The organism is Rothia sp. HMSC066G02 (assembly GCF_001813145.1).
Classification (GTDB): Bacteria; Actinomycetota; Actinomycetes; order Actinomycetales; family Micrococcaceae; genus Rothia.
This window is the reverse complement of sequence record NZ_KV811595.1, coordinates 164,561-177,730: the sequence shown is the minus strand read 5'-3', so window position 1 is coordinate 177,730 and position 13,170 is coordinate 164,561. Positions and strand designations below refer to the sequence as shown.

Here is a 13,170-nt window from a genome sequence, read left to right as displayed (position 1 = left end):
ACAACCAAAGTGAAACCCTCATAATCTCTCCGCAAGATAGACCGCCACACTCCCAGAGGGTAGGAGCAATGACAGGTTCCCAGTGCGCGCTCGCGCATAATGGAGATAAACGGGAGACCATGCACTACAGCGATGTGCACTACAACGATGTGGAGGACCAACCATGAACCCGAACATGCTGAACCGCCGCTCAATGCTGACCGGAGGCACACTCATCAGCCTCAGCACCCTACTCGCCGCCTGCGTGCCACACGACATCACAACTGCAGGAGACGGATCCACAGCCTCCGGCACAGCCACTAACAGCAGCTCAAGCAGTAGCGCCGGCAACAACGCAGGTAGCGGCGAATACCGAAAAGCAGACGCCAAAGGCCCCGCCCAGAACGTCCCCAAACCCAACGCTCCCGAAAACGGATACCGCGACAAGACCCCCGACGGCCTCCTCAAAACCATGGACGCCTGGAACCAATGGGTCAACTACGGCGTCCAAACCGGCGACTACAGCAAAGCCCGCGAATTCCTCTCCTCATCAAACGACGGAGAACTCAAAATCTACAAGGAAATAGAAGCGCTCTACCAGCGCGGCGGATGGGTCATCGACGGCATCGAACACTTCGAACCCGAAGGCATACCCTGGAGCGACGACGGCCAAACCTACTACCTGAAAACCAACCACGAATGGGACAAACACACCGAGGTAGAACCCGACGGCCGCCAAGAAACCTGGAGCAGCGACAAGGAAGAAGAAATCTACACATTCGCCCTCGAACACCGCGACGGCAGGTGGCAGATCCTCTACTCCCGAATCGAAGCCTAACCGTACCGGCGTATAACCACGACATATACGTCCACGCGTAAGAGGGTAAGAATTAGCGGGCACAAAAATAGGGGAGAGGCCTTGAACCTTCAGGACCTCTCCCCACACCCAACAAGCACAACCCCCACAGAGCCACTAGGGAGCCACACCGCAGGGCACAAACGACTTAGTGCGGGTACTCGCCGTACTTCACCATCGGAACCGGGCGGCGCATACGACGAATCATCATCACACGGTTAAACGCATACATGCCAGAACCACGCTGAACCTCGCCGAACTTCGCAATCAGCTTCTTCTTCAGGCTACGCCACAAAATAAAGTAGTCAACAACCCACAGAATCATCAGCGCATACATTGCGTACACGGAACCGTAATAAACCGTTGCACCAACGCTAGACGTACCCGACACACCCTGAGCAATCCAGCCACCAATAAGCAGAACCAGCAGCACAGCCAACATAAAATCGCCAAGGTTACGGCGCGCATCCACATAATCACGGATATAACGGCGCTGCGCACCACGATCCACGGCAGGCAGGTAACGCTGATCGCCACCCATCAACGCATCATTCTGACGCTCACGAGCCTTCGCCATCGCCTCACGTTCACGCGCCTTCGCCTCCTTACGGTCACTAACAACCAGAGGCTGACGACGAGCCGCCTGCTGCTCCTTACGCGAAGGGGTAGGACGGCCCTTCTTCGGGGTGAACTTCGGATTAACCGGAGCCTGAGGCTCCTCTACAACCTGCGGCTGAACAGCTTCCGCTTCAGCCTTCTCTTTCTTACGACCAAACACCCTCCCATCATACCCGAACGGCACACACCAAACCCGCCCCCACAAGCCCACACCAGCAACTGAAACAACCCCAACCACCCGGCGGCGGCGGGTAAGGTAGGGGTAAGGTAGAAACATGACTACTGAATTCACCCACCACAGCGCCCTCCGCGACGCCGTCACCAAAAACTTCGAAGCAACCCTGCAGACCCTCACCGAGCTCGTTGCCATCCCCTCCATCGCTTGGGAATCGCACGACCTCACCCAGGTAGACCGCAGCGCCGAGGCAGTCGCCGCGCTCGCAACCAAGGCAGGCTTCGACAACGTACGCATCGAACGCGCCACCTACACCACCGCAGACGGCACCGAAAAGCAGGGCATGCCCGCCGTCATCGCCTCCCGACCCGCCGCAGAAGGCTACCCGACCATCCTGCTCTACGCCCACCACGACGTACAGCCCGCCGGCAACCTCGACCTGTGGGAGACCGAACCCTTCGTCGCAACCCGCAAGGGCGACCGCCTCTACGGCCGCGGCGCAGCAGACGACAAGGCAGGCATCCTCGTGCACCTCGCCGCGCTCGCAGCCCTCAACGAAACTCTCGGCGAGGACTTCAAGCTCGGCGTGAAGCTCTTCATCGAAGGCGAAGAAGAGGCAGGCTCACCCTCCTTCGTCTCCTTCCTCAACACCTACCGTGAGGAACTGTCCGCCGACTACATCGTGGTCGCAGACTCCGCCAACTGGCGTGCCGGCGTACCCGCACTGACCATCAGCCTGCGCGGCGTCGCATCCGGCGACATCGAAGTACGCGTCGGCAGCCACGCCATCCACTCCGGCATGTTCGGCGGCCCCATGCTCGACGCACACACCCTCATGGCGCAGCTACTCGCCACCCTGCACGACGCCACCGGCGCCGTAGCCGTCGAAGGCCTGCACCGCGCCCCTGAACCCGAACTCGAATACGCCGAAGCAGACTTTCGCAACGACTCCGGCATCCTCGACACCGTACCCCTGGCAGGCACCGGTAGTGTTGCCTCCCGCCTGTGGACCCAGCCGGCAATCTCCGTCATCGGCATGGACATCCCCTCCATCGCAACCTCCTCCAACACCCTCGCCGTCGTATCCCGCGCACGCATCAGCACCCGCCTAGCACCCGGCGACAACCCCGAAAACGCACACCGCGCACTCGCCGAACACATCAAGGCACACGCACCCCACGGCGCCCAGGCGAACTACACCGCCGTCGACTCCGGCATGCCCTTCGCCACCGAAGTCGACGCAGACGGCGCACAAACTGCCCTCGACGCAATGCGCGCCGCCTGGGACGTAGAACCCGTACAGACCGGCATGGGCGGCTCCATCCCGTTCATCTCCGACCTGAAGAACCTCTTCCCGCAGGCACAGATCCTCGTCACCGGCGTAGAAGACCCCGACACCCGCGCACACAGCGCCAACGAGTCCCTCTACATCCCGGACTTCAAGAACGCAATCCTCGCGGAAGCGCTGCTTCTGAGCGCACTTGGCGCTCGCTAAACGCGCTCATCAGAAATAGCGGCGCAAACGCGCTCGCAAAACACTGGGTAGGGAAGTGGAGGCAAAAAAGTGGGGGAGAAGGGTCACAAACCCCAACCCCCACTTTTTCGGTATCCTAGAAGCAGAATTACATGTCAAGCCTCCACACCAACACTCACGCCCCCGGCGAACTATGCACACCCTAGGTTGTACAACAAACACTCGGGCGCGTATCGTGAAGGCTAAAACGCCCACACGCACCCACACGCGGCGCACACGGGCAACCAACCAAACAAAAGGACAACACCAATGAGTGAAACCACCACCGAACTGCCGACCCACGGCGTCAACCTCACCGAAGTAGCACAGACCAAGGTCCGCACCCTCCTCGAACAGGAAGGCCGCACCGACCTGCGCCTGCGCATCGCCGTCCAGCCCGGCGGCTGCTCCGGCCTCATCTACCAGCTCTACTTCGACGAGCGCGTCCTCGACGGCGACGCAGTCCGCGACTTCGACGGCGTAGAAGTCATCGTCGACAAGATGAGCGCACCCTACCTCGACGGCTCCACCATCGACTTCGAAGACACCATCGAAAAGCAGGGCTTCTCCATCGACAACCCCAACGCAGCAGGCTCCTGCGCATGCGGTGACTCCTTCCACTAAACCGAAGGCACCCCAGCGCTAAGCACCCCACGGTGCAACACGCCTAACAAACCTCCGTCTCGCATACTGCACCCAACCATGCAGATACGCGGCGGGGGTTTTACACTTAACACATGACTACGCACGAAATCACCTGGAAATACATCCTCAACCAGCTCGTCAAACACCAAAACCTCACCGACACCGAAGTCGCCTGGGCAATGGACCACATCATGACCGGCCAAACCGAACAGCCGATCCTCGCATCCTTCCTCACCGCCCTCCACTCCAAAGGCGAAACCCCCGAAGAACTCGGCGCACTCGCAGCCGGCATGATTGCCAAAGCCGAAACCGTCGACATCGACCCCCACGCCGTAGACATCGTCGGCACCGGCGGCGACCAGCAAAACACCGTCAACATCTCCACCATGGCGGCCCTCGTCATCGCAGGCACCGGCGCCACCGTCGTCAAACACGGCAACCGCGCCTCCACCTCCAAATCCGGCTCCGCAGACGTCCTTGAAGCCCTTGGAATCCGCCTCGACATGCCCATTCCCGCAGTCGCCGAATGCGCTCGCGAGACCGGCATCACGTTCCTATTTGCGATGACTTTCCACCCGGCAATGCGCCACGTGGGCCCGACCCGCCGCCTGCTGGGCATTCCGACCGCGTTCAACTACCTGGGCCCCATGACGAACCCGGCTCGCGTGAAGTCCTCGGCTATCGGCGTTGCTAACCCGGTCATGGCTGAGAAGATGGCTCACGTTTTCGCAGAGCGCGGCGACCACGCCCTGATTTTCCGCGGTGATGACGGCCTGGATGAGCTGACCATCGCGACCACGAGCCACCTGTGGGAGGCTGTAGACGGCGAGCTGACCGAATACCGTTTTGACCCGACCGAGTATGGTCTGCAGAACGCACCGCTGGAGCAGCTGCGAGGCGGCGACGCCGAGTACAACGCGGGCGTTTTCCGTGCAATTTTGGCGGGGGAGGGCGAAGCCCCGAAGAGCCCGCTACGCGCAATTCACGACGCTGTGCTCATCAACGCAGCCGCAGGCCTGGTGGCATACCGCCCGACCAACGGGGAGAGCTTTGAGACCCGTTTCACTCAGGCTTTGGCCGATGCACGCGAATCCATTGCATCCGGTGCAGCGGAGCGTGTGCTCAACGCCTGGGTAGAGTTCAGCTCCAAGCACGCAGAATAAGAAGCCCAGAATAAAGAAGCGCAGTAGCTGATGATAGGCACCCGAGATGGGGCGCACCGAATGGTGTGAGCTCGTCTCGGGTGTTTGTCGTTTAACGGGATGCGTTGAGGAGCCCGAAGGTTCAGGGCATGTGAGCGTGCGGCTGAGTGCCGAGGAAGACGCGAGGCGCGTGGAGCTCAGAATAGCGGAGTTCAGAACCGCGGATGGAACAGCGCGGTCGCATTATGAGGAGCATGGTTTGACCCGTGCCAGCCTGAGCGTAGAAAGCACCGGTGAGCATCCGGTGGGGTAGTGAAAATAGGTCTACTTTACATAATGTATATTATCGGCTTTTTAGGGAGGTCTAGAATGAACTCAAGATTCCCCGTATCTAAATAAAGTCTTAACAGTTCATGTATTAACCTCACTCGGTCACCAGAACTGTCGCCAGCACTCAATCCACCTGAAATAATGGATATACCCCGCATCACGAAGGTGCCGTCGCCTCGTGTGCAGATCCAACATCAACCACGCCGGTTGATGTACACCAAAGGAGAAAACTCGTGGATTGGCTCTTTGAGACACCCTGGACACTCTGGGTTGCACTCGCCCTCGTTTTCGCCGTCATAGAAATGCTCAGCCTCGACCTGTTCTTTCTCATGCTGGCGATCAGTGCAGGCATCACTGCAGCAATATCACCCTTCGTGGATAACATGCTGATTCGAACCGTTATTTTCGTGGTGATCTGCCTGATTCTGGTCCTTGGTCTGCGCCCGCCGCTGCTGAAAAAGCTCAATAAATCAGCTACCGGCGCTGTTACTAATGCCGAAGCGCTCATTGGTGCTGAGGTGCGCGTCACTCAAGATGTGACTAGTGAAACCGGTTTGGTGGTACTAGCTGGCGACACCTGGACGGCGCGCACCGCCTCCGGAACACTCGTAGTAGGATCACACGCGAGGGTACGAGCCATTGAGGGTGCTACCGCAATCGTAGAGCCTCTCCCCCACGACTAAGACCAACAAACTAAGACCCATCTGAATACCGGCTCCAAAGCCAATTCAGATATTCCAAAAACACACCATATAACTCACCGATAAGGAGAAACAATGCCTATCAGCCTTATTCTGACGGTCCTACTCATCCTCTTCGTGCTGACGATGCTCGCAAAGACCGTGCGCGTCATCCCGCAGGGACGAGCCGGCATCGTCGAACGACTGGGCAAGTTCCACGCCGTTCTCAACCCCGGCCTGCACATCGTCATCCCCGTAGTTGACCGCGTGCTGCCCCTCATCGACCTGCGTGAACAGGTCGTTTCCTTCCCCTCGCAGTCCGTGATCACCGAAGATAACCTCGTGGTCGGCATCGACACCGTCGTGTACTTCCAGGTCACCGACCCGCGTTCTGCAACCTACGAAATCACCAACTACATTCGCGCCGTAGACGAGCTGACCAGCGCAACCCTGCGTAACGTCGTTGGTGGCCTGAACTTGGAGCAGACCCTCACCTCCCGCGACCAGATCAACGCCGAGCTGCGAGGCGTACTCGACTCCACCACCGGCCGCTGGGGCCTGCGCGTCTCCCGCGTGGACATCAAGGAAATCCAGCCCCCGGTGTCCATTCAGGACTCCATGGAGAAGCAGATGCGTGCAGAGCGTGACCGCCGCGCCGCAATCCTCACCGCAGAAGGCCAGAAGCAGTCCGACATTCTGACCGCAGAAGGTGAATCCCGCGCAGCCATCCTTCGTGCGGAGGGTGAAAAGCAGGCACAGATCCTTCGCGCAGAAGGTGACGCACAGTCCGCAATCCTGCGTGCAAACGGTGAAGCAGAAGCCGTGCAGAAGGTCTTCGCAGCAATCCACGAATCCAACCCCAGCCAGCAGCTGCTCACCTACCAGTACCTGCAGACCCTGCCCAAGCTCGCCGAAGGCGACGCCAACAAGCTCTGGTTCATCCCGACTGAACTCGGCGATGCACTGCGAGGCCTCGGCAACGCATTCGGCACCCTGCCCGCATCCGACCTGGCAGACGCACCGAAGAATCCCGCAGCGCAGGCGCCCAAGAGCGCACCGCAGGCACCCGGAAGCTACGGCATCAACGGCTAAACGCGAAATCTAACGCATAAAAAGGCGTGAATCACCAAAAATCACGCCGAATAAATACCACCACGCTGGGCGGGCGGAGACTATTACCGATATAATGGATGTTTTGTAAACGTTCGAGGGAATAGCTCTCCCCCGCCCAACGTTATGCCTAAAGCGCCAAAGAGCGCACCCGACGACACTGGAGGAAAAATGAGCGATCGTAGCCTGCGCGGTATGCGCCTGGGTTCCCAGTCGATGGAAACCGAATCGAACGTACAGCCCGCGCCCCGCCAGCGCGTCGAATACCGTACCGCTGACGGTGACCGCGTTTTCGTGACCTTCGCGGCAGAAGCAGAAATCCCCTCGGTATGGACCGCAAAGTCCGGCAAGGAAGCATACCTCGTCAACGGCGACTCCACCGCAGACGCCGAAGAAGAGAAGCCCGCACGTACCCACTGGGATATGCTCATGGAACGCCGCAGCATCGAAGAGCTGGAAAAGACTCTGGAAGACCGCCTAGAATACTACCGCAAGCACTACGCGCTCTAAAAGCGCCGTAGAGGCGCCGTAGAAACGCTGTAGAAGCCCGCGCTGTAAGAAGGGCCCGCTAAGCACCACTCGTGCTCTTAGCGGGCTTCTTGTTTTGGCGCTGGTTCCGTCGGTACATGAGCCAGGAAAGAGCGCTACAGACAGCATAAAAAGACCGGGGCGGATACGTTATGTATCCGCCCCGGTCTTTCGTTTAAAGCTCAGGCGCGAGAAGCGTCTGCGCAAAAAGCTACCGGGCTTACTTGCCCAGAGCCTTCTTCAGCTTCTGAATGCGGTTAGCCATACCCCAGCGAGTCACCTTAGACATGGAGTCAAAGATAATGTTGCCGTCCATCTTCGAAGCGCCAATCTCACGCTCAACGAAGGTAATCGGAACCTCAACAATCTTCAGGCCAGCCTGCTCAGAACGCCACGCCAGATCAACCTGGAACACGTAGCCCTTCGAGTCGATGCCCTCAAGGTTCAGGCGCTGCAGAGCGTCACGACGGTACGCACGGAAACCAGCGGTAATGTCCTTAATGGAGGTGCCCAGAATCAGGCGGGTGTACAGGTTAGCACCGCGAGAGAGAATCTGGCGGTGAGCCGGCCAGTTCTTGGTCTTGCCGCCGGGAACGTAACGCGAACCAATAGCCAGGTCAGCGCCCGCCTCCACAGCACGAACCAGAGAAGGAAGCTGCTCAGGCTGGTGCGAGCAGTCAGCGTCCATCTCAATCAGAACGTCGTAGCCTGCCTCAAGGCCCCAATCGAAGCCAGCGAGGTATGCGCCACCCAGACCGTCCTTAACGGTGCGGTGCAGAACGTGAATCTGGGAATCCTTAGCCGACAGCTCATCAGCAATCTGACCGGTACCGTCGGGGCTGTTATCATCCACCACGAGAATATCCACCTCGGGAGCTGCCTTGCGAAGACGCTCTACCACGATGGGCAGGTTCTCCTTCTCGTTATACGTCGGGATGACAGTTAGAACGCGCATATTACTCCCTCACAGGTGCATATAAAACAGGCAGTGTAGGTATCCAGTATACCGGGTAAATATTTGAGCAACTGAACCATTGGCGGCCTCCACTGCTCCTAAACTGCCTAAAAAGGTGTTGACAAGCTAAAAAATTAGTTACTTTCAGTGTAAATAGATTCCAGAATGGGCAGAGTCGAATCCTCCTCCAGCGCCGGAAGCAACGGAATGCGAGCGCGGGGGTCGGTGCTCCACGATGCTACGCGGGAGTCGGGTGCCTGGACCATGAGGGCTTCGACGCGCCACTGTGCTACGTATGCGGGGGTGTCGGGGGTTAGCTGGCCGGTGAAGGGGTTTTCTTCGTGTGCTAGGCGGTAGACGCCGCGGGTGAGGGCGGCGAAGGCGCTGCGTGCGGAGATGCCGTGTTCGTCGTTGACGAGTTCGCGGATGAGGGACCAGGCGCCGGGTGCGTAGAGTTTGGCGTCGGAGCCGAGGGCGATGGAGGTGCCGGCTGCGTTTGCGCGGCGTGCGACGGATGCCACAGATTCACGTGCTTCTCCCCCGGCGTGTGCGAGGAGTGCCTGGACGGTGTCGTTGTTGGCTTCGTCTTCTTCGGGTTCGCAGACGCTGAGGCCGAGGTTGATGCGTGCTTCTGCCAGTTTGGTGAGGTATTCGTCGGTGATGGGGTCTTGCGGGGTGCTGATTGCTGCGTCGAGGCGGATGGGCAGCCAGGGGCGGTTTTCGCGTACGGCGAGTGCGGCATCGGCTGCGGTGGTGAAGCCGGTGGATGCGTCGATGGAGAGCAGGAGTGCGGCGTCTTCGGCTACCTGTGCTGCTGCGGGTGCCTCTTCGGGTGTGACAGAGATGCCGACCAGTTGCAGGCCCTTGATGGCGCGTTCGCCTTCGGTGAGGGGGCGTAGTGCTTTGATGGCGCTGATCAGTTCGTCGGTCTCAATGCCGGTGGCGTTGAGGATGAGACGGATGTCGGGTGTGCCGTGTTCGGCGCTGTAGTAGCTGAGTGTGGAGACGAGGTCGGGGACGTCTTCCATGCCGGCGAGTAGGGTGTGCGTGTGGTAGCCGGCTGCGCGGTATGCCTGCAGGTAGTCGAGGATTTCGGGTGCTTCTTTGCCTGCTACCGGTGCCAGTGCGCGCGCGAAGGCGGGGGTTAGTAGGGCGCCGTCAAGTTCGGTGATGGTGGCTGATTCGTCGGCAATTGAACGCGCCCCGGAGTCGGAACCAACCCAGCGGACGAAGCCGTCTTCGACGAGCATTGCGGTTGCGTACGGGTCGACGGGGCTGTACACGCTACCATCTACGAAAATACGGGTAGACATTAGATTCCTTTCACCTTTGAGGCGCGCCGAGGCGCACACGAGGGCGGGCACTTCAATTGTGCTCGCGTAGCTTAGCTGAGCGTCTCATTTGAGTATAGAAGCACCCCCGCTGCCTGCGATAGTTCGTTCGTCCTTAGATGAGGCGGAACTTAGATGATGTAGAACAATGCACAGTAGCGGGGGTGGTGGCCCGAACTGGTCGGGCGCGGTGTAGCACTATGTACGGTGTAGCTAAGGCGCGGGCTAGACGTCCAGGGCGACTACGCCGCGGCGTACCGCCTCAATCGCTTCTTCACAGCGGGCTCGAATGACCGGGTCCAGTGAGCGGATGTGCGCGATTTGGTCCAGGGCGTCCAGTACCTGCTTTGCCCAACGTACGAAGTCGCCGGCGGCAAGGCCGGTGTCCTCGATTGCCTTTGCGAGGTGCGCGCCGTTCGCCCAGGCGTACATGGGTTCAACCAGGCCGAAGTCGCATGCGGGGGTCGGGTTGACCTTGAACTGTTCCTCGGCTGCGTTCAGGTCGGCGAGGCGCTGCGTAATCGTCGCGATGGGTGCGCGCAGGGACGGGTGCGGGTAGTGAGCCAGGTATTCCACCGCGTCGCGCTTGCCCTGGTAGGTCAGCGCGGCAACGGTTGCCGCGATGGCGGCGGGTTCCAGTCCGTCGAGGAAGTGCGCGTCCAGGCACAGGGCGGTCAGTAGGTCACGCTCGCCGTAGATGCGGCGTAGAGCCTGTCCGCCGGTGGTTAGCGATAGTTCGTTATCCTCGGTGCGTTCGACGTAGCCGTAGCTCTCCAGCAGACGCGCAATGCGGTTGAAGACCTGAGCGATCGTGTTGGTGCGGCGGGCAATCTGACGGCGCAACCCTTCGGTTTCAGAGTTGAGCTTCTGCCAGCGTTCAGCCCAACGCATGTGGTTTGCACGGTCGGAGCAGCCGTGGCACGGGTGGTTACGCAGCTGAGCCTGCAGAGCCTCCAGCTGCGCGTCGATGCTGTTTTGGCGTGCAGGGATGTTCTGCTGTGCGAGCGCACGCGGGGCGCGGCCGTCGTAGAGCGCCTGACGCATGCGGCTTGCGGTGTCGCGGCGTTCCTTGGGGGTTTTGAGGCTCAGTCGCTTGGGGATTTTGATGCGTGAGACCGGTTCGACGGCGCCTTCGAAGTCGCGGGTTGAGGCGGTGCGCTGGTGTGCGTCCTCGGTAAGGATGCCGATGCGCGGGTCGGCGTGCGAGTCGGAGCGGGTGATGACGACTGCGTAGCCGCGGGAGCGGCCGTGCGGAATGTAGATGATGTCGCCGGGTAGTAGCTGCTGGATGCTGTGGTGTGCCTGCGCGCGGGCGTGGCGTTCGTTGCTCTTGGACGCTTTCTTTTCCAGTTCGGCGATGTGGCGGCTGAGCTGGACGTATTCGGTGAAGTCGCCCAGGTGGCATGCCATTGCTTCGCGGTAGCCTTCTAGGGCGTTTTCGTTTTTGCGTACGCGGGAGGCGACGCCGACGACCGACTTGTCTGCTTGGAACTGTGCGAAGGAGGATTCCAGGATTTTGCGGGTGCGTTCGGCGCCGTAGGAGGCGATGAGGTTTGCCGCCATGTTGTAGGTGGGGCGGAATGAGGAGTTCAGCGGGTAGGTGCGGGTTGAGGCGAGGGTCGCCACGTGCTCCGGGGACATGCCGGGGCGCCACATGACGACGGCGTGGCCTTCGATGTCGATGCCGCGGCGGCCTGCGCGTCCGGTCAGCTGGGTGTACTCGCCGGGGGTGATGTCCACGTGGGATTCGCCGTTGTACTTGGTGAGCTTTTCCAGGATGACGGTGCGGGCGGGCATGTTGATGCCCAGCGCGAGGGTTTCGGTGGCGAAGACCAGCTTAATCAGGCCCTGGGCGAAGAGGGTTTCGACGACCTCCTTGAATAGGGGTAGTAGGCCGGCGTGGTGCGCGGCGATACCGCGAATCAGGCCGTCACGCCATTCGTAGTAGCCGAGGGTGTTCAGGTCGCGGGTGTCCAGGTGAGCGGTCGCTTCCGCAATGTAGGCGCGGATGGTCTGCTGCTGTTCGGGGGTGGTCAGCGTAATATCGGCGGATACGCAGTGGCTGACCGCGCCGTCGCAACCGGCACGGGAGAAGATAAAGCAGATTGCGGGCAGCAGGCCCTGTTTGTCGAGGGCGCGCACCATCTCCGGGCGGGTAATGCGCTGCGGGCGCAGAGGCTTCTGCTCACCGCGCGCATCAAAGTCCCGGTCGTTACTGAAACGATCGTTGCTGAAACGGTCACGACGGTTCGAGCGGCCGCGCTCGCCGCTGCTGAACGTCTCATTGAGCCAGCCTTCACGGCGGTGACGGAAACGCTCACGCTTGCCGCCGTAGCGTCCACGGCCCGGCGCGGAACGGAAGCCGGGGCGTAACGCCTTCAGCTGCGGGTTCAGACGCAGACCGGCAAGCAGTGGGTTGGCGCCCGCCTCCACGGTTGCGCCACGCTGCTTAGCTTTCTGTGCCTTCTTCGCCTGCTTGCGGGAGAGCTTCTCCTCCGGCTCCTGGTTCTTGCCCTGGGTGTGGTTTTTGCCCTGCGCGGAGTTGTCTTCGGGTACGAACAGGTCCACCACGCGGTGACCGACCATCATGTGCTGCCACAGGGGCACCGGGCGGTGCTCGGAAACGATAATGTCCGTGCCGCCGCGCACCGTATCCAGCCACGCGCCGAACTCCTCAACGTTCGACACCGTAGCCGACAGGGAAATGACGTTCACATGCTCGGGAAGGTGAATAATCGCCTCTTCCCACACCGCGCCACGGAAACGGTCCGCCAGGTAGTGCACCTCATCCATGACCACATAGCCCAGGCCGGTCAGCGTGGTCGAGTTGGCGTAGAGCATGTTGCGTAGCACCTCGGTGGTCATCACGACCACGGGTGCTTCCGTGTTAATGCTCGTATCGCCGGTGAGCAGACCCACGTAATCCTCACCGTACGCGCGCACAAAGTCGTGGTACTTCTGGTTGCTCAGCGCCTTAATGGGGGTCGTGTAGAACGCCTTCATGCCGCGGCGCAACGCCAGGTAGATACCGAACTCACCCACAATGGTCTTACCGGCACCAGTAGGCGCGGCAACGAGGACGGAGCGGTCCGCCTCCACAGCGGCACACGCCTGACGCTGAAAATCATCCAGCGGAAAATCAAGGGACGCCTCAAAAGCCCCCAGGGCGGTCTTCGCGTATGCGGCGCGCTCTCGGGATGCGGCGTAGGCGGCAGCGTAGTCGGTGCCGGTCTGCTCGTTAGAAGCGGTAGAAGTGTGTGCGTCGGACTGTGCGTGGTGCTTGCTCATAGTATGTCCAGTGTAACCGC

At 60.4% G+C, this 13,170-nt stretch carries 11 protein-coding genes; 7 read left to right on the top strand and 4 right to left on the bottom strand.

Annotated elements, in window-relative coordinates:
• Nucleotides 1-163 precede the first annotated feature (163 nt).
• The gene (locus HMPREF2894_RS06530) at nucleotides 164-817 is read left to right on the top strand and encodes a DUF6318 family protein (RefSeq protein WP_070678389.1); all 654 of its coding nucleotides are present in this window, start codon (nucleotides 164-166) and stop codon (nucleotides 815-817) included.
• Nucleotides 818-983: 166 nt separating this feature from the next.
• On the opposite strand, the gene HMPREF2894_RS06525 is transcribed toward HMPREF2894_RS06530, so the two are convergent.
• Nucleotides 984-1,613: a DUF3043 domain-containing protein gene (locus HMPREF2894_RS06525; protein ID WP_070678386.1), complete on the bottom strand. Its 630-nt coding sequence runs from the start codon at nucleotides 1,611-1,613 to the stop codon at nucleotides 984-986.
• A gap of 115 nt (nucleotides 1,614-1,728) precedes the next feature.
• On the opposite strand from HMPREF2894_RS06525, the gene HMPREF2894_RS06520 reads away from it, so the two are divergent.
• From HMPREF2894_RS06520 to HMPREF2894_RS06495, 6 genes are all read left to right on the top strand, one after another.
• Nucleotides 1,729-3,123, top strand: a complete 1,395-nt coding sequence (locus HMPREF2894_RS06520) for a M20/M25/M40 family metallo-hydrolase (RefSeq protein ID WP_070678383.1) — start codon at nucleotides 1,729-1,731, stop codon at nucleotides 3,121-3,123.
• A 288-nt stretch (nucleotides 3,124-3,411) separates the two neighbouring features.
• Entirely contained in the window at nucleotides 3,412-3,765 is a 354-nt protein-coding gene (locus HMPREF2894_RS06515; RefSeq protein WP_049347628.1) for a HesB/IscA family protein, read from the top strand.
• Between the two features lie 113 nt (nucleotides 3,766-3,878).
• Nucleotides 3,879-4,949 (top strand): anthranilate phosphoribosyltransferase, encoded by a 1,071-nt coding sequence (trpD, locus tag HMPREF2894_RS06510; protein WP_070678380.1) that lies wholly within the window; start codon nucleotides 3,879-3,881, stop codon nucleotides 4,947-4,949.
• Nucleotides 4,950-5,491: 542 nt separating this feature from the next.
• Nucleotides 5,492-5,941 (top strand): NfeD family protein, encoded by a 450-nt coding sequence (locus tag HMPREF2894_RS06505; protein WP_049353085.1) that lies wholly within the window; start codon nucleotides 5,492-5,494, stop codon nucleotides 5,939-5,941.
• A gap of 93 nt (nucleotides 5,942-6,034) precedes the next feature.
• Nucleotides 6,035-7,030 carry an SPFH domain-containing protein gene (locus tag HMPREF2894_RS06500; RefSeq protein ID WP_049349618.1) on the top strand — a complete coding sequence of 332 codons (996 nt, stop codon included), beginning with the start codon at nucleotides 6,035-6,037 and terminating at the stop codon, nucleotides 7,028-7,030.
• Nucleotides 7,031-7,219: 189 nt separating this feature from the next.
• Nucleotides 7,220-7,558 (top strand): RNA polymerase-binding protein RbpA, encoded by a 339-nt coding sequence (locus HMPREF2894_RS06495; RefSeq protein WP_005506034.1) that lies wholly within the window; start codon nucleotides 7,220-7,222, stop codon nucleotides 7,556-7,558.
• A gap of 238 nt (nucleotides 7,559-7,796) precedes the next feature.
• On the opposite strand, the gene HMPREF2894_RS06490 is transcribed toward HMPREF2894_RS06495, so the two are convergent.
• From HMPREF2894_RS06490 to HMPREF2894_RS06480, 3 genes are all read right to left on the bottom strand, one after another.
• Entirely contained in the window at nucleotides 7,797-8,531 is a 735-nt protein-coding gene (locus HMPREF2894_RS06490) for a polyprenol monophosphomannose synthase (protein ID WP_049341224.1), read from the bottom strand.
• Nucleotides 8,532-8,665: 134 nt separating this feature from the next.
• Nucleotides 8,666-9,844, bottom strand: a complete 1,179-nt coding sequence (locus HMPREF2894_RS06485) for an amidohydrolase (protein WP_049349616.1) — start codon at nucleotides 9,842-9,844, stop codon at nucleotides 8,666-8,668.
• A gap of 243 nt (nucleotides 9,845-10,087) precedes the next feature.
• On the bottom strand, nucleotides 10,088-13,150 hold the full coding sequence (locus tag HMPREF2894_RS06480; RefSeq protein ID WP_070678378.1) for a DEAD/DEAH box helicase: 3,063 nt from the start codon (nucleotides 13,148-13,150) through the stop codon (nucleotides 10,088-10,090).
• Nucleotides 13,151-13,170 lie beyond the last annotated feature (20 nt).